Genomic DNA, 15,965 nt, shown 5'->3' on the forward strand with positions numbered 1-15,965 from the left:
GATGCCCACCGCACCCCATCCCCAGAACACGGACGAGCTGTACCGGGCGCTCCAGGAGAACGACCGGCGCCCCTACGGCCGCACCCGCACGGTCACCGCCGAGGAACTCGTCGACGCCGCCGAGCGGTTCGACGAGCCCGTCCCCCTCATCCACGCGCTGCTCGAACTCCAGGAGGCGTACACCTACGGCTCCGAACCCCGGAAGTCGCCCGTCGTCTTCGCCCGGCTGCTCACCCTCTTCGACGAGCGACCCGACGTCTTCGACGAGCGCCTGCGCCACATGCTCTTCTGGCGGTTCAAGTGGGTCGCCAACGCCCTGCGCGCACTGCCCGAGGTGCCGCTGACGAGCCTGCGCCAGTGGCTGACGGAGATGCGCGACCGGTACGAGAAGGCCGGCCTGGGACTCCAGCCCTACTACGGGCAGGCATACCAGCTCGCCGCCCACACCGGCGAGGACACCACCCTCGCCTACGAACTGTGGGCGGCCCGCAGCCGCACCCGGCTCAGCGACTGCGAGGCCTGCGAGATCTGCGAGCGCGCCCTCCACCACCTCGCGGCCGGTGACGACGAACGGGCGCTGCACGCCTGGGCCCCCGTCCTGAACGGCACGGAGTCCTGCCAGGAGGAGCCGGCGCGCTCCGTCTCGTACGCGCTGCTGCCCCTGCTGCGCACCGGTCACGCCGACCGCGCCCGCGAACTGCACCTGGCCGGCTACCGCGCCTGCCGCCGCAACCCCTCGATGGCCGGGGAGGTCGGCCGGCACCTGGAGTTCTGCGCGCTGACCGGCAACGAGGCGCGCGGTCTGGAGCTGCTCGCGGAGAACCGGAGCCTGTTCGACGAGGTCGACTCGCCGCTGGCCCTGCTGGACCTCCTCACCGGCGTCGAGGTGCTCCTCCGGCGGATCGAGCACCTCGGCCACGGCGACCTGCCCGCCGCCGGGTTCGCGGGCCGCACCTGGACGGTGAGCGACCTGTGCGCCGAGGTCAGGGGCCGCGCCGACGACCTCGCCGCCCGCTTCGACGCCCGCAACGGCACCACGGCCCACACCGACCGCCGCAGGACCCGCCTCGACCGCGTCCCGCTCCTGGACGCGCTGGAACTCACCCTGCGCACCCGCGGCCTGGACGACGTGGCCCCGGCTGCCGCGCCCGTCACCCCGCCCGCCGCCACCTCTGCCGCCGCTCCGGCCGCCGATGCCGCCGCCGCGCCCGAGACGCTGCCCGAACTCATCCTGCGGGCAAGGGCACTGGACGCCCAGGGACACCCGGACGCCCAGGCCTGCTGGTCGCGGCTGCGCACCCTCGCCGGCGCCCGCGACTACGTCCATCCCGACGACCCGGCCGTCGGCCCGCTCGTACGGCTGCGCGCCGACCTGCTGGCCGACGAGGCGGGCCGGACGGGCGACGAGGAGTACGCCGCCGCCGCGGCCCTCCACGAGGAGGCCGCGGGCCTCTACGAGGACGCCGGGGAGCCGGGTGACGCGGCGGTCGCCCGCGCCTGCGCCCTGCTCGCCGGCGCCGGGACCGACGCGGAGGGCACCGAGGATCCCGAGGTGAAGGCGGCCGGGTTGACCGCCGCCCACCAGGCCATGGTCCGCCTGCACGAGGAGACGCCCGGCCTCGCCCCGTACCAGGAGGCCCGCCTGCTGCGCGTGCGGGCGACCGCGCTCGGCCTGCGCCTTCAGACGTCGGGGAGCGAGGAGCACGTCGCGCCGGCCCTCGCGGAGGTGGACCGGCTCCTCGCCTTCGCCACCCGGCACGACATCACCGGGCAGATCTCCGGCGCCCTGCTCCTGCGGGCCAGCACCCACGCCGTGTCCGGGGACCTGCCCGCCGCGCTCACCGAGGTCGACGCCCTCCTCGACCGGCTGAAGGCGCAGGGCCCCGCCTGGCACCTGCCCCGTACCCTCGGGCTGCGCGGCCGGCTCCGGCTGGGCCTGCGGGACGCGGGGGCCGCGTACACCGACCTGACCGAGGGCCTGCGCCTGGCCGCCGACTTGCCGGCCGACGCGGTCGACACCGTCCGCCTCCACGGCGACCTGGCCGAGGCCTGCATGCGCCTCGGCCGTCCGGACGAGGCGCTGCGGCACCTGACGCGCTCCGCCGAGCTGGAACTCCGCCGCGGCAACCGGACCGACGCGTTCTGCGCCTACAGCAGCGCGGCCCAGCTCAGCCTGGACCTGGGCCGGGTCGAGGACTGCATCGCCCTGCTCGACTCCCTCCTGGCCGAGCCGGACGTCACCGCCGGGGAGCTGGACGACCGGCTCGTGGCCCAGCTCCGCCTGACCCGCGCCCGCGCGCTGCACGCGGGGGAGGACCTCAAGGCCGCCACGGCGGAGTTCGTCGCCCTCGCGGCCGAGTCGGCCGGCTGGGACGACGACCCCGGCAGCCACGCCATGATCGCCGGCGAGACGGCCGTGCTCCTCGGCGAGTCGGGGGACTTCGGCCGGGCCCGCGAGGCCGCCGACCAGGCGCTCGCGGCCCACGCCCGGAGCCCGCGGTACGAGCAGCTCAGCAACTGCCTGCGGGAACTGGCCCGCCTCCGCTCGCAGCAGCAGGGCCCCGACGGCCTGCCGGACGCCCTCGTCTTCCTCGCCGACGCCGGCAAGGTCGCCGACGAGGCCCGCGCGGCCGGGTTCGAGGCCCGGGGCCGTTCCCTGGACACGGCCCTGGCGTACGAGTACGGGCGGGTGAACGCCTACGCCGGTGCGTACGAGGACTCCCTCGCCGCCCTGGAGAGGGCCATCGCCCTGCTCGGCGAGCCGGGACCGGAGGAGGACCACGCGGGCGAGTGGGCCGAGTGCGTCCGGCTCGCGGCCGCGGTGGAGGGCATCTACCTGGAGCGCCCCGCCCCCGCCCTGGCCCGTCTCGACGCGGCGGTCTCCCGCCTGGCCGCCCTCGGCCACACGGAGGAGGCCGAGCCGCTCACCGCCCTGGTGGCCAAGCTGCGCGACGAGGCATGACGCGGCGGGCCCGGCGCGAGGGCGCCGGGCCCGCCTGGACGGGTGGTCACGGCCCGGGTCCGCCTGGACGTGGCAGGAGCCCGCGCGTCGGCCTCCCCGGCGCCCGGCGTACGGGTGCCGGGGCCGATCCGCCGACGCGGGGTCGCCGCGGTCATGGAGGGCCCTCACCAGGGGTCGTCCCGTGGCGGGGGCCGCCGGCGTCAGGCGAGCCGGTAGTCGAACCAGACGCGGTGCGTGCCGTCCGCGTCGACGGCCAGCCCGCCGGCTCCGGAGATCCCGGCGAGCCCACCGGTACCGCTCGACGGCACGATGGTGAAGAACTCCGCGGTGCGGTCGCCGCCGGAGGTCGTCGCCGAGTGCACGAAGTTGAAGGAGCCCTCCCGGTCGTGCAGCGCACCCTCGAACGACTCCATGGCCACATAGGTGCCGACGCCGCTCGACTGATCGAACGCGGCGGTGAACAGGGTCGCCGAGCGACCGGCGACCTCTCCCTCGAAGTGCTTCTCCATCGTCGCCACACCCACCGGAAGCCCGGTGGACACGGCGGGCTCGGGCTTCAACTCGGCAGGGGCGAAGGCTTTCACGGTGAACGTTCCCACAGCTCTCATGCGCCGACCGTACCGAGCCGGTCCGACAAACGCCGCCGGGAGAGGGATCGCCCGGTCCTCCGGCCCGGCACGGACGGACCACAGGAGGCACCACCAGCTCGCCCGGGGCCGGCCGGGGACCGCTACGGGGTGTGCCCGGTCACGCGAGCCCGGCGAGGTCCGAAAGACAGGCCCTAGCCGCGCAGGGCCGCCGCCAGGTACGGCGCCGTGCGGCTGCCCGGCGCCCCCGCGACCTCGGCCGGCGTCCCGGCGGCGACGACGCGGCCCCCCTCGTCACCGCCCCCCGGACCCAGGTCGATCACCCAATCCGCGCCGGCCACCACGTCCATGTCGTGCTCGACGACCACCACCGAGTGCCCGGCGTCCACCAGCCCGTGCAACTGCCGCATCAGCACCTCGACATCGGCCGGGTGCAGGCCCGTCGTCGGCTCGTCCAGCACGTACAGCGTGTGACCGCGGCGCACCCGCTGCAGTTCGGCGGCCAGCTTGATGCGCTGCGCCTCGCCGCCGGACAGCTCCGTCGCCGGCTGCCCCAGCCGCAGGTACCCCAGACCCACGTCCAGCAGGGCACCGAGACTGCGCACGGCGGCGGGGGTGTCCGCGAAGAACTCCGCGGCGGCCTCCACCGTCAGGTCCAGCACCTCGGCGATGTTCCGCCCCCGCAACCGCACCTCGAGCGTCCGGGGGTTGTAGCGCGCGCCGCCGCAGTCCGGGCACGGCGCGTACGTACTGGGCAGGAACAGCAGCTCCACCGAGACGAACCCCTCGCCCTGGCACGTCTCGCACCGCCCGCCCGCCACGTTGAACGAGAAGCGCCCCGCCCGGTAGCCGCGCGCCCGTGCCTCCTCCGTCGCCGTGAACAACCTGCGCACCACGTCGAACAACCCCGTGTACGTCGCCAGGTTCGAGCGCGGTGTCCGGCCGATCGGGCGCTGGTCCACCGACACCAGGCGGCCCACGCCCGGACGTTCGCCGGACAGCTCGCCCACGAGCGTCGACTTGCCCGAACCCGACACCCCCGTCACCGCCGTCAGGGCGCCCAGCGGCAGCTCCGCCTCCAGGCCCCGCAGGTTGTGCCGCGTCACGGGGCCGACCTCCAGCCACCCCGACGGCTCCCGCACCCTCCGTGCCGGCGCCGGGCCCCGGTCGAACAGGAACCGGCGCGTCACCGACTCCCCGGCCGCGCGCAACCCCTCCGGCGGGCCGCTGTGCAGCACCCTGCCGCCGCGCTCGCCCGCCCCGGGCCCGACGTCCACCAGCCAGTCGGCGCGCCGCACCACGCCCAGGTGGTGCTCGACCACGAACACCGAGTTGCCGGCCGCCTTCAGCCGGTCCAGCACCACCAGCAGCGCCTCCGTGTCGGCCGGGTGCAGCCCCGCGGACGGCTCGTCCAGCACGTACACCACCCCGAACAGGCCCGACCGCAACTGGGTGGCCAGCCGCAAGCGCTGGAGCTCGCCGGGGGAGAGGCTCGGCGCGGGCCGGTCCAGGCTCAGGTATCCGAGGCCCAGCTCCGTGACGGTGCCGATCCGGCCCGCCAGGTCGGCGGTGAGCACCCGCGCGGTCTCCCCGCCCCCGGCCCGGGCCCGCTCCAGGACCTCCGCCAGCTCGGTGAGCGGCAGCGCGGCCAGCTCCGCGATGGTCCGCCCCGCGAAGGTGACCGCCAGCGCCTCCGGACGCAGGCGGCTCCCGCCGCACGCCGGGCAGGGGGCGCTCGTCAGGAACCGTTCCGCCCGCGCCCGCAGCGCCGGGCTCTTCGAGTCGGCGAACGTCCGCAGGACGTACCGCCGCGCACTCGTGTACGTGCCCTGGTAGGGGCGCTGGATGCGGCCGGCCTCCCGCACCGGGTGCACGGTCACCACCGGCCGCTCGTCCGTGAACAGGATCCAGTCCCGGTCCTCGCGCGCCAGCTCCCGCCACGGCCGGTCGACGTCGTACCCCAGGGCCTCCAGGACGTCGCGCAGGTTCTTGCCCTGCCAGGCGCCCGGCCAGGCCGCGATCGCCCCCTCCCGGATCGACAGGCCCGGGTCGGGCACCAGCAGCTCCTCGCCGGTGCTGTGCACCCGGCCCAGGCCGTGGCACTCGGGGCACGCCCCGGCGGCCGTGTTCGGCGAGAAGGCGTCCGAGTCCAGCCGCCCGGCGCCCTCGGGGTGGTCGCCCGCCCGCGAGAACAGCATCCGCAGCGAGTTCGACAGCGTGGTGACCGTACCGACGGAGGACCGCGACCCCGGTGAGGAACGGCGCTGCTCCAGCGACACCGCCGGCGGCAGCCCCGTGACCTCCCCCACCTTCGGCGCCCCCACCTGGTGGATCAGCCGCCGCGCGTACGGGGCGACGGACTCGAAGTAGCGGCGCTGCGCCTCCGCGTAGATGGTCCCGAAGGCGAGGGACGACTTGCCGGAGCCGGAGACTCCGGTGAACACGACGAGCGCGTCCCGAGGGACGTCCACGTCCACCGCGCGCAGATTGTGCTCCCGGGCGCCCCGGACGCGGACGTACGGATCGAGGTCGCGAGAGCCCGGCATGACCGCCAGTCTAGGCGTCCGCACTGGTCAAACCCGCGACACGGGCGAGCCTGGCGAAGGAGTCCAGCAGTGCCGCGCGATCGTACGTGCTCGTCGTCACCAGCAGCTCGTCCGCCGCGGTCAGCGCCACCGCCTCCTCCAGCGCGTCCCGCACCTGCTCCTCGGTGCCGTGGATGTGCCCGCGCAGCCCCGCCGCGTAGAACTCCCGCTGCCTGGCCGTCATCGCCGACCCGTCGATCCGTTCCGGCGGCACCAGCGGCGGGAACTCGCCCCGCGTCCGGGAGTAGGCCAGCGCCCACGCCTCCGGCATCAGCATCCGCGCCGCCTCCTCCTCGGTGGCGGCGACCGCGACCGTGCCCGCCACCACGACGTACGGTTCCGGCGACCACACGGAGGGCCGGAAGTCCGCCCGGTACCGCTCGATCGCCGCCACCACCTTCGGCCGGTCCCTCAGGTCGCCGATCACCAGCGGCAGCCCCGCCGCCGCGGCGATCGCCGCGCCCTCCCCGGTGGCCAGGACGAACGGCGGCACCCGCAGCCCCTCGGCGGGGCGCGCGTGCACCCGCGGGTGCACGCGCTGCGTGCCGGTGAACCAGCCGAGCAGCTCGTCCAGCTGCCCCGCGAAGTCGTCCGCGTCCCCCTTGCCGCGGCCCAGCGCCCGCCGCACCCCGTCCGTGAAGCCGACCGACCGGCCCAGCCCCATGTCGATCCGCCCAGGGAACAGCGACTCCAGCACCCCGAACTGCTCGGCCACCACCAAGGGCTGGTGGTTGGGCAGCATCACCCCGCCCGTGCCCACCCGGATCGTGCTCGTCGCGGCGGCCACGGCGGCCGCCAGGACGGTCGGCGCCGCACCGGCGACGCCCGGCACGCCGTGGTGCTCCGACACCCAGAAGCGGTGGTAGCCGAGCCCCTCCAGCTCGCGGGCGAGGGACACGGTGGCGCGCAGGGCCGCCCCGTCGTCCTCCCCCTCCCGGGTGCGGGACCGGTCCAGTACCGACAGACGCGTCGCAGCGATCATCGAGCTCACGTCCTGGTTCAACGCCCGCGGCCGGCGGGGATTCCCGGCCGAGGCCGGCCGGGATTCCCGGCCGAGGCCGGCCGGGATTCCCTACGCTGGGCACCGTGACCCGAAACAGCAGGCCACTGGCCGTCTTCGACCTGGACAACACCCTGTCCGACGCCCGCCACCGGCAGCCGTTCCTGGAACGCCGCCCGCGCGACTGGGCCGCCTTCTTCGCCGCCGCCCCGCAGGACCCGCCGCTGGCGCGCGGTGTGGAGATGTGCATGGAGGCGGCCGGGGAGTGCGACGTGGTGTACCTCACCGGCCGCCCCGAGCGGTGCCGCCGGGACACGGTCGCCTGGCTGGCCGCGCAGGGCCTGCCGGACGGCCCGCTCCACATGCGCGGCGACCAGGACCGCCGGCCGGCCCGGGTCACCAAACTGGAGGTCCTGCGCCGGCTCTCCGCCGGCCGCGAGGTCCGCATGCTCGTCGACGACGACGAACTGGTCTGCGACGCCGCCGAGCGCGCGGGGTACCGGGTGGTACGGGCCCGCTGGGCGGAGAGTTCCGACGCGCTGCTGGAGGCGCAGGAGCGGGAGGGCCGCACCTGAGCCGGCGCCGGGTCCCGGTCAGCCGGCGTCCCCGGCGGACTCGTCCAGACGGAAGCCGACCTTCATGCCGACCTGGTAGTGGGCGATCCGCCCGTCCTCGATGTGCCCTCTGACCTGCGTCACCTCGAACCAGTCGAGGTTGCGCAGCGTTTCGGAGGCGCGCGCGATGCCGTTGCGCATCGCGTCGTCCACGCCCTCGTGCGAGGTGCCGACGATCTCGGTGACGCGGTAGGTGTGGTGCGACATGGGGGTCTCCTCGTTCGCCCGGTCGTCATCGCCCGGTGGTGCGTCCTTCCACCGTGCACCAGGACGCCGGGGTCCGCGCGGCATGCGGGGGCGGGGGTGTGGTCGCGGGGGTGATGGCGGGCCGTGGCGGTGCCACCCCTTGACCCGCCACTTGGTCCATACCAAAATCCAGCCATCACGCCCGCGGCGAACCCGCTTCGCCTCCCCCCACGTCGGGTCCACTGTTCCTGCACACGCAAAAGGTGACCCCCGTGACGTACGTGAAGAAGCGCTTGCCCGGCTGGGCGTGCGCGCTCGTTTCCGTGGCCGTGGCCGCGCCCGGCCTGACCGGCTGCGGCGTCCTGCCCGGCGGTGACGGCGCGGAAGGCACCCGCACGGTGTCGGTGTGGCTGATGAAGGGCAGCGTCTCCGACGCCTTCCTGGAGAGGTTCACCACCGCGTACGAGGAAGACCACCCCGGCGTCGCGATCGAGGTCGCCTTCCAGGAGTGGACGGGCATCGGCAAGAAGGTCACCGCGGCGCTGGAGAGCGAGGACGCCCCGGACGTCATCGAGGTCGGCAACACCCAGGTCGCCCAGTACGCGGAGACGGACCTGCTGCACGACCTGACGCTCGAATCGGTGCGGGACCTCGGCTACGAGGACTGGCTGCCCGGCCTCGCCGAGCCCGGCAAGGTCGACGGCTCGCAGTACGGCATCCCCTGGTACGCCGCGAACCGGGTGGTCATCTACAACAAGGACCTGTTCGACCGCGCCGGGATCGAGTCCCCGCCGGCGACCCGCGAACAGTGGCTGGAGGACACCGGGAAGCTCGACGAGACTCCCGGCGGCATCCAGGGCATCTACCTCGCCGGGCAGGACTGGTACACGCTCGCCGGCTTCGTCTGGGACGAGGGCGGCGAGCTGGCGGTGCGGAAGGACGGCGTCTGGACGGGCGCCCTGGACACCCCCGCCGCGCTGCGCGGCATGGCCGTCTACAAGGAACTCCAGGCGCTCGGCGAGGGCCCCAGGAACGCCGACGAGGAGAACCCGCCGCAGGCCCAGGTCTTCGCCCGCGGCGACGTGGCCCAGATCATCGCGCCGCCGAGCGCGGCGGCCGCCATCCAGGAGCGGAACCCCGCGCTCAAGGACAAGCTCGGGTTCTTCCCGATCCCCGGCCGGACGGCCGGCAAACCGTGCCCGGTCTTCACGGGCGGTTCCGACCTGATCATTCCGCGCAGGTCCGACGACCGGGACGCCGCCATGGACGTCGTGGCGGCGCTGGCCGGCGAGAAGTGGCAGACCGACCTCGCCCGCACCATGAACTACGTCCCCAACAAGGCCACGCTGGCCTCCGCCGTCGAGGGCCAGGAAGCCACCGCGGCGATGGCGGTCGGCGCCGCACGCGGCCGGGCGACCCCCAACTCCCCGGAGTGGGCGGCCGTCGAGGAGGCCAACCCCATCAAGCCGTACATGACGGCGGTCCTGGAGGGCGGGTCCCCGGAACGCGCGGCGAAGGCGGCCTCGGCCCGGATCACCGCCATCCTGCGGGGCCGCCCCTGACACCCACCCCCGCCCTCGCGCCGGCGGACGGCGGCCCGGCACGGCCCGGCACGGCACGGCCCGGCACGGCACGGCACGGCACGGCACGGCACGGCACGGCACGGCCCGGCACGGCCCGGTACGGCCCGGTCCGGCCGCCGGCGCGGGGGCCGGCCGGATGCGGGGCGCGGTACGCGCGGTCGGCCCGGGAGCGGCGGTTCGGTGTGCCGCCCATCGGGCGGGGCCGGGTGCCCCGGCGCGTCCCCCGGGCCGGGGGAGCCGCGGCGGGGCACCCGGCCGCGTCCGGACGGCGCACCCGGGCATTCAGCCGTCGCACATCCCGGCTCCGCCGCGCGGTCATGTCGAGTCCAGCCGGCCACGGAAGAAGTAAGGGGCCGGGCCGGCGCAGCCACGGTCCGGGCCCTTCCCTCCGGCATTGGAGTCCACCATGCCCGCTTCCCCCGCCGCGCTCGCCCACACCCCGGCCGGCCCAGCCGCGCCGCAGCCCCGGTACGTCGTCGCCCTGGCCCGCGAGCAGGAGGAGGTACGGGCCGCCCAGCGGCTCCGGCACCAGGTCTTCGCCGGGGAGCTCGGGGCCCACCTCGACGGGCCGGAACCCGGCCTGGACGGCGACGCGTTCGACGCCTACTGCGACCACCTCCTGGTACGGGAGGAGGCCACCGGCGAGGTCGTCGGCACCTACCGCCTGCTCCCTCCCGACCGCGCCCGCGTCGCCGGCCGGCTCTACTCGGAGGGGGAGTTCGACCTCACCCGGCTCGACCCGCTCCGCGACGACCTCGTCGAGGTCGGCCGCTCCTGTGTGCACCCCGCGCACCGCAACGGCGCCGTCATCTCCCTCATCTGGGCCGGCATCGCCCGCTACATGACCGCGACCGGCCACACCTGGCTGGCCGGCTGCTGCTCCCTCCCGCTCGCCGACGGCGGTGCCCTCGCCGCCGCCACCTGGGACACCGTCAAGGCCAAGCACCTGGCCCCCGAGGAGTACTGGGTCACCCCGCACCGCCTGTGGTCCGGCGACGGCGTCACCCGGCCCGCCGGCCGTACCGAGCTGCCGCCGCTGCTGCGCGGCTACCTGCGCCTCGGCGCCTGGGTCTGCGGGGCGCCCGCCCACGACGTGGACTTCGGCGTCGCCGACCTGTACGTCCTGCTGTCGCTGCGCCGCACCGACCCCCGCTACCTGCGCCACTTCCTCTCCCTGGCGCCCGCCCGGTGAGCGGACCCGTGCCCGGATCGCCGTGGCTGCCCACCGCGCCCTGCACGCCCCGCCACTGCGCCCGTACGCCAGGGCCGGCGACGGTCCCACGGGGCCGGGCCGTCGCGCGCCTGGCGGCCGGCCTGGGCACCGTCCTCGCCGGGCTGCTCCTCGCCCCCCTCATCGCGCCGCTCGGCCGCGCCGCCCGTGACCGGGCCACCCGGCTCTGGTGCCGGGCGGTGCTCCGCGCGTTCGGCGTGCGCCTGCGGGTGGTGGGCCGCCCCGGGGGAGCCCGCGGACTCGTGGTCGCCAACCACGTCTCCTGGCTCGACGTGCCGCTCGTCGCCGCCGTCCTGCCCGGCCGGATGCTCGCCAAGAGCGAGGTGCGGCGCTGGCCGGTGCTCGGCCCGGTCGCCGCCCGAGGCGGCACACTCTTCCTCGAACGCGACCGGCTGCGCGCCCTGCCCGGCGCGGTCCGGGCTCTGGCGGATGCCCTGCGCGGCGGATCACGCGTGGTCGTCTTCCCCGAGGGCTCCACCTGGTGCGGGCGCGCCCACGGCCGGTTCCGGCCCGCCGCGTTCCAGGCCGCGCTGGACGCGGGCGCCGCCGTCCACCCCGTACGCCTCACCTACCACCCGGCCGGCCCGGCGGCCTTCGTCGGCGACGACCCGCTCGCCGCCTCGCTGTGGCGCGTGGCGGCGGCCGGCGGGCTGACCGCCGAGGTGCGGATCCTGTCCTCGCTCCCCGCCGGCCGCCACACCGACCGCCGCTCACTCGCCGCGGCGGCCCAGCGCGCCGTTCACCCGGCCGACGCCGACGACCCGGTCGCCCACGGGTCCGTCCACACGGCCGCCGACCACGACAGGACCGCCGGCAACGGCACGGCCGGTCACACGGCCGTCGACAGCGACAGCGCGAACCGCCCCTCCACGTCCGTCCACCAGTGGGCCAGCTCCAGGCCGGCCGCCGCCAGCTCGCGGCGCACCCCCTCCTGACGGAACTTCGCCGACACCTCCGTCCGCATCTCCTCGCCGGCCTCGAAGGTGACCGCCAGATCCAGTTCGCGGATCTTCACGGTCAGGTTCTCGCGCGCCCGCAGCCGCATCTCGATCCACTCCTTCTCCCGGTCCCACACCGCGACGTGGTCGAAGTCGTCCGGATCGGCGTCCGCGCCCAGCTCGCGCGCCAGCACGGCCAGCACGTTCTTGTTGAACGCGGCCGTCACGCCCGCCGCGTCGTCGTACGCCGCGACCAGCGTCCGCTCGTCCTTCACCAGGTCGGTGCCCAGCAGCAGCGCGTCGCCGGGCGCCAGCAGCGAACGCACCGACCGCAGGAAGAGCGTCCGCTGCTCCGGCAGCAGGTTGCCGATGGTGCCGCCCAGGAAGGCGACCAGCCGGGGACCCGGCGTGCCCGGCAGGGCCAGGCCGCGGGTGAAGTCGGCGATCAGCGCGTGCACCTGGAGGCGGGGGTGCTCGGCGGTCAGCGTCTCGGCCGCGCCCCGCAGCGCGCTCTCGCTCACGTCGACGGGCACGTAGCTCTCCAGCCCGGGCAGCAGCGCCTCGATCAGGTGGCGGGTCTTCTCCGACGAGCCCGACCCGAGCTCCACCAGGGTGCGGGCCCGGGTGACCTCCGCGATCCGGGCCGCCCGGGCGATCAGGATCTCCCGTTCCGCCCGGGTCGGGTAGTACTCGGGCAGCCGGGTGATCTCCTCGAACAGTTCGCTGCCCCGGGCGTCGTAGAACCACTTGGGCGGCAGGTCCTTCGGGGTACGGGTCAGGCCGTGCAGGACGTCGGCCCTCAGATCGGCGCCCGTGGCGTCCTCGGGCAGGGTGCGGGTCAGCAGGAACGGGCTCACGCGGACGGCTCCTTGAGCGGGGTCAGAAGGACATCGGTACGGGTCGCGGCGAGCACGGTGCGGTCGGGGACCTCCCGCCAGGCCGGATCGTCGTCGTACGGCTCGGAGGCGACGACCGTGCGCTGCCGGCCGGGGTCGGCCAGATACCACAGGGTGTCGCCCCAAGCGGTGGCGCAGACGGTCTCGCCGTCGGTGAGCAGCAGGTTCAGCCGCGAGCCGGGGGCCGCGGCGGCGACGTCCAGCACGGTGTCGGCCAGCGCCTGGCCGGCCTCGTCGCCGTCCCGCAGCCGGCGCAGGACCAGCGCCCACACCAGGGCGGAGTCGTTGCGGGCCTCCAGTGACAGCAACTCGTCGGCCGGCAGCCGCACGGCGAGCCGCCCGAGCGAGCCGGGCCACCCCCGTACCGCGCCGTTGTGGCTGAACAGCCACGGCCCGGCGGCGTACGGCGCGGCGGCGGCCTCCGCGTCCGCCCCGGACAGCGTGGCGTCCCGCACGGCGGCCAGGAGTGCCCCGGTGCGCACCACCCGCGCCAGGTCGGCGAACGACAGGTCGGCCCAGATCGGCCCGGCGCGCCGGTAACGGGCCGGGACGGGATCGCCCTCCGCGTACCAGCCGACACCGAATCCGTCGGCGTTCACCGTCCCGTGGCGCTGCCGGCGCGGCTCCCACGACTGGCGGTACAGGGCGTGCGCCGGCTCCACCAACACGTCACGCAGCGGAACTCCGGGCCCCAGGTAGGCGATATGACGACACATCAGACGGCCGCCCCTTCTCCGGCGGACCGCGCCGTGCGGAACCCGGAGAAGATCTGGCGCCGCACCGGCAGGTCCCAGTTGCGGAACGTGCCCCGGCACGCCACCGCGTCCACGGCGAACGAGCCGCCGCGCAGCACCTTGTGGCCCGGCCCGAAGAACACCTCCGAGTACTCCCGGTACGGGAAGGCGGCGAACCCGGGATACGGCAGGAAGTCGCTGGACGTCCACTCCCACACGTCGCCGATCAGCTGCCGTACCCCGAGCGGCGACCGCCCGGCCGGGTAGCTGCCGGCCGGCGCGGGCCGCAGGTGCCGCTGGCCCAGGTTGGCGTGCTCCGGCGTCGGGTCGTCGTCGCCCCACGGGTAGCGCAGGGAGCGGCCCGAGGCCGGATCGTGCCGGGCGGCCTTCTCCCACTCCTCCTCGGTGGGCAGCCGCCGCCCCGCCCAGCGGGCGTACGCGTCCGCCTCGTACCAGCTGACGTGCAGCACCGGCTCGTCCTCCGGCACCGGCTCCACGACGCCGAACCGGCGCCGCAGCCACTGCCCGCCCTCACGGCGCCAGAACAACGGCGCCCCAATGCCGTGGGCGCGGATCTGCGCCCAGCCCTCCGGCGCCCACCACCGCTCGTCGTCGTACCCGCCGTCCGCGATGAACGCCAGGTAGGCGCCGTTGGTGACGGGCACCGTGTCGATGAAGAAGGCGGGCACCACGCGCGTGTGCGCCGGACGTTCGTTGTCCAGCGCCCACGGCTCGGCCGAGGTGCCCATGGTGAACGGGCCGCCCGGAACCAGCACTTCGGCGGGCAGGTCCGCCGTGCCGGGGCCGGGCGGCGGCCCGGGCGCGTGCAGCGCGGCGGGACCGCGCCGCAACTGATGGGTGATCAGCATGGTCTCGTCGTGCTGCTGCTCGTGCTGGGCCACCATGCCGAACGCGAACGCCGCGTCGACCAGCGGACGGCCGCCCTCCAGCGGGGTGCGCTCCAGGACGTCCAGGACCCGGCCGCGTACGTCCGAGGCGTACGCACGCGCCTCGGCGGGCGCCAGCAGCGGCAGCGTCGGGCGGGTGGCCCTGGGGTGCTCGAAGGCGTCGTACACGGAGTCGATCTCGGGCCGCAGCGCCTCGTGCCCCGCCACGGCGCGCCAGAGCCACTGCTCCTCCTGGTTGGAGATGTGCGCCAGGTCCCACACCAGCGGGGACATCAGCGGCGAGTGCTGGGCGGTCAGCTCGCCGTCGTCCACGCAGTCGGTGAGCAGGGCGGTACGGGCCCGGGCGGTGGTGAGCGCGTCCAGCGCCCGCCGCCTGAGCTTCTCGGGGTCGGTCATGTGCGGGCGTCCTTCCCGGGGGCCCCGGCCGTGGTCACGGGGCTCGACTGGTCGTCGGCGGGACATCGGCCCCGCAGGACATGGCGCTCGTGGAACGCGGCGACGGCGTCCACGACGGCGGTGGAGGCGCCCCTGCGGGGCAGGGCCCGCAGGGCGAGCGCGAAGCAGGCGACGGCCGCCTCGCGCAGCGCGGGTGCGGTCAGGCCGTCGCGCGCGGCACCGCGCCACAGCGCGTCACGCGGCGGCGGGGCAGCGGCCGGTGCCACGCCCGCCAGGGGCTCCACCACGCGGTACGCGGCCTCGGCCGCCACCGGGTCGTCGAACAGGGCGGCGGTCACCGCGAGCGGGACGATCCAGCCGTCCTCGCCCGGCTGGGCGTCGATCATGCGGAGTTCGAGGTGGCCGCGCGGCCGCACGGGCGGGAACAGGGTGGTGAGGTGGTAGTCGAGGTCCCCGCGGGTGGCGGGCCTCGGCCACCCGGACCGCAGCCACTCCCGTAACGTCAGCGCCTCGGGCACCGCCCAGGGGCCGTCGCCCGTGCCGTCGCCGTCCCCGCCCCGCACGCACATCACCGGGGCGTCCAGCACGTGCGCCGCCCACGCGGCACGCGGCTCCCGCCGGGTGTCCGGCGCCGTGGCGCGCACCGGGTCGAGGTCGGCCCACAGGCCTTGCCGGGCCGAACGCAGACCGGACGGCCTGCCGTGCAGAACGGGGGAGTTGGCGAACGCGGCGACCAGGACCGGGCCCAGCAGGTGGGCCAGGCGCCAGCGCCGCTCGAAGCCCAGCGGCCCGGGCTCCTCGTGACCGGCGTCGAGGCAGACCTGCACGGAGGCCGAGTCGCGCATCATGGCGCGCCCGGCCGGACCGGTACGGTCCAGGTAGGTTTCCATCGCGTCGTACCGCGGCTGGCGCAGCAGCCGGTCGCGCGGGGGGTGCCAGGGATCGGTGCCGGCGCCGGTGAGGGTGAGTCCGTGGGCGGCCAGCGCGGTCCGTACGGCCGTCAGGTCGGCCGAGACGGTGGTGACGCATTCCATCAGGGACCCGGCGGGCGGCGAGCTGAGCTCCAGCTGCCCGCCGGGTTCGAAGGTGAGCGCCGACCTCAGCGGCAGGGTCCGCAGTACGCCGAAGGCGGTACGGAGCCGGTCGGGGGTGACGCGGAGTCGCGGCGAGCCCAGGTCATGGACGAACCATTCGAGTTCGACCCCGACCGTGCGCGGCGGGCCGGTCTTGAAACAGATGCATCGCAGCAGATCCTCCGCCTCGTCCTCGGCGAGCGGACCGCCGCTGTCCGGCATGTCGCCCAGTGGCATGGGTTCCTCCTGTCGAAGGGGTTCCGTCCCACCTA

13 protein-coding genes are annotated in these 15,965 nt (G+C 75.6%); 5 read left to right on the top strand and 8 right to left on the bottom strand.

What is annotated here, in order from left to right; genetic code table 11:
• Window position 1 precedes the first annotated feature (1 nt).
• Window positions 2-2,962 carry a hypothetical protein gene (locus IE109_RS26435; protein ID WP_189553855.1) on the top strand — a complete coding sequence of 987 codons (2,961 nt, stop codon included), beginning with the start codon at window positions 2-4 and terminating at the stop codon, window positions 2,960-2,962.
• A 200-nt stretch (window positions 2,963-3,162) separates the two neighbouring features.
• On the opposite strand, the gene IE109_RS26440 is transcribed toward IE109_RS26435, so the two are convergent.
• From IE109_RS26440 to IE109_RS26450, 3 genes are all read right to left on the bottom strand, one after another.
• A complete protein-coding gene (locus IE109_RS26440) occupies window positions 3,163-3,570 on the bottom strand; it encodes a DUF3224 domain-containing protein (protein WP_189553856.1) in 408 nt (135 codons plus the stop codon).
• A 173-nt stretch (window positions 3,571-3,743) separates the two neighbouring features.
• Window positions 3,744-6,095 (bottom strand): ATP-binding cassette domain-containing protein, encoded by a 2,352-nt coding sequence (locus IE109_RS26445; protein ID WP_189553857.1) that lies wholly within the window; start codon window positions 6,093-6,095, stop codon window positions 3,744-3,746.
• Between the two features lie 10 nt (window positions 6,096-6,105).
• The gene (locus IE109_RS26450) at window positions 6,106-7,116 is read right to left on the bottom strand and encodes an MsnO8 family LLM class oxidoreductase (protein ID WP_189553858.1); all 1,011 of its coding nucleotides are present in this window, start codon (window positions 7,114-7,116) and stop codon (window positions 6,106-6,108) included.
• Between the two features lie 104 nt (window positions 7,117-7,220).
• Between IE109_RS26450 and IE109_RS26455 the strand changes: the two genes are divergently transcribed.
• Window positions 7,221-7,709 (top strand): phosphatase domain-containing protein, encoded by a 489-nt coding sequence (locus IE109_RS26455; RefSeq protein WP_189553859.1) that lies wholly within the window; start codon window positions 7,221-7,223, stop codon window positions 7,707-7,709.
• Window positions 7,710-7,727: 18 nt separating this feature from the next.
• Here IE109_RS26455 and IE109_RS26460 read toward each other — a convergent pair whose 3' ends face one another.
• Window positions 7,728-7,955, bottom strand: a complete 228-nt coding sequence (locus IE109_RS26460) for a dodecin (RefSeq protein WP_189553860.1) — start codon at window positions 7,953-7,955, stop codon at window positions 7,728-7,730.
• 260 nt (window positions 7,956-8,215) lie between these two features.
• On the opposite strand from IE109_RS26460, the gene IE109_RS26465 reads away from it, so the two are divergent.
• The 3 genes from IE109_RS26465 to IE109_RS26475 all read left to right on the top strand — a co-directional run bounded on the left by IE109_RS26465 (window position 8,216) and on the right by IE109_RS26475 (window position 11,683).
• Complete coding sequence (locus IE109_RS26465) at window positions 8,216-9,496, top strand: extracellular solute-binding protein (RefSeq protein WP_189553947.1); 1,281 nt, start codon at window positions 8,216-8,218, stop codon at window positions 9,494-9,496.
• 427 nt (window positions 9,497-9,923) lie between these two features.
• The gene (locus tag IE109_RS26470; RefSeq protein WP_189553861.1) at window positions 9,924-10,709 is read left to right on the top strand and encodes a GNAT family N-acetyltransferase; all 786 of its coding nucleotides are present in this window, start codon (window positions 9,924-9,926) and stop codon (window positions 10,707-10,709) included.
• Between the two features lie 8 nt (window positions 10,710-10,717).
• Window positions 10,718-11,683, top strand: a complete 966-nt coding sequence (locus IE109_RS26475; protein WP_189553862.1) for a lysophospholipid acyltransferase family protein — start codon at window positions 10,718-10,720, stop codon at window positions 11,681-11,683.
• Here IE109_RS26475 and egtD read toward each other — a convergent pair.
• Genes egtD through egtA form a run of 4 tightly spaced genes read right to left on the bottom strand, consistent with a single transcriptional unit; the run spans window position 11,578 to window position 15,930 of the window.
• Entirely contained in the window at window positions 11,578-12,543 is a 966-nt protein-coding gene (gene egtD / locus IE109_RS26480; RefSeq protein WP_189553863.1) for an L-histidine N(alpha)-methyltransferase, read from the bottom strand. The genes IE109_RS26475 and egtD overlap by 106 nt on opposite strands.
• Window positions 12,540-13,298, bottom strand: a complete 759-nt coding sequence (gene egtC / locus IE109_RS26485; protein ID WP_189553864.1) for an ergothioneine biosynthesis protein EgtC — start codon at window positions 13,296-13,298, stop codon at window positions 12,540-12,542. The genes egtD and egtC overlap by 4 nt, the downstream gene beginning before the upstream one ends.
• Window positions 13,298-14,620 carry an ergothioneine biosynthesis protein EgtB gene (gene egtB, locus IE109_RS26490; protein ID WP_189553865.1) on the bottom strand — a complete coding sequence of 441 codons (1,323 nt, stop codon included), beginning with the start codon at window positions 14,618-14,620 and terminating at the stop codon, window positions 13,298-13,300. Before egtB ends, egtC begins: the two co-directional genes overlap by 1 nt.
• A complete protein-coding gene (egtA, locus tag IE109_RS26495; RefSeq protein WP_189553866.1) occupies window positions 14,617-15,930 on the bottom strand; it encodes an ergothioneine biosynthesis glutamate--cysteine ligase EgtA in 1,314 nt (437 codons plus the stop codon). Before egtA ends, egtB begins: the two co-directional genes overlap by 4 nt.
• Between the last annotated feature and the right edge of the window lie 35 nt (window positions 15,931-15,965).

Source organism: Streptomyces lavendofoliae, from assembly GCF_014649735.1.
GTDB lineage: Bacteria > Actinomycetota > Actinomycetes > Streptomycetales > Streptomycetaceae > Streptomyces > Streptomyces lavendofoliae.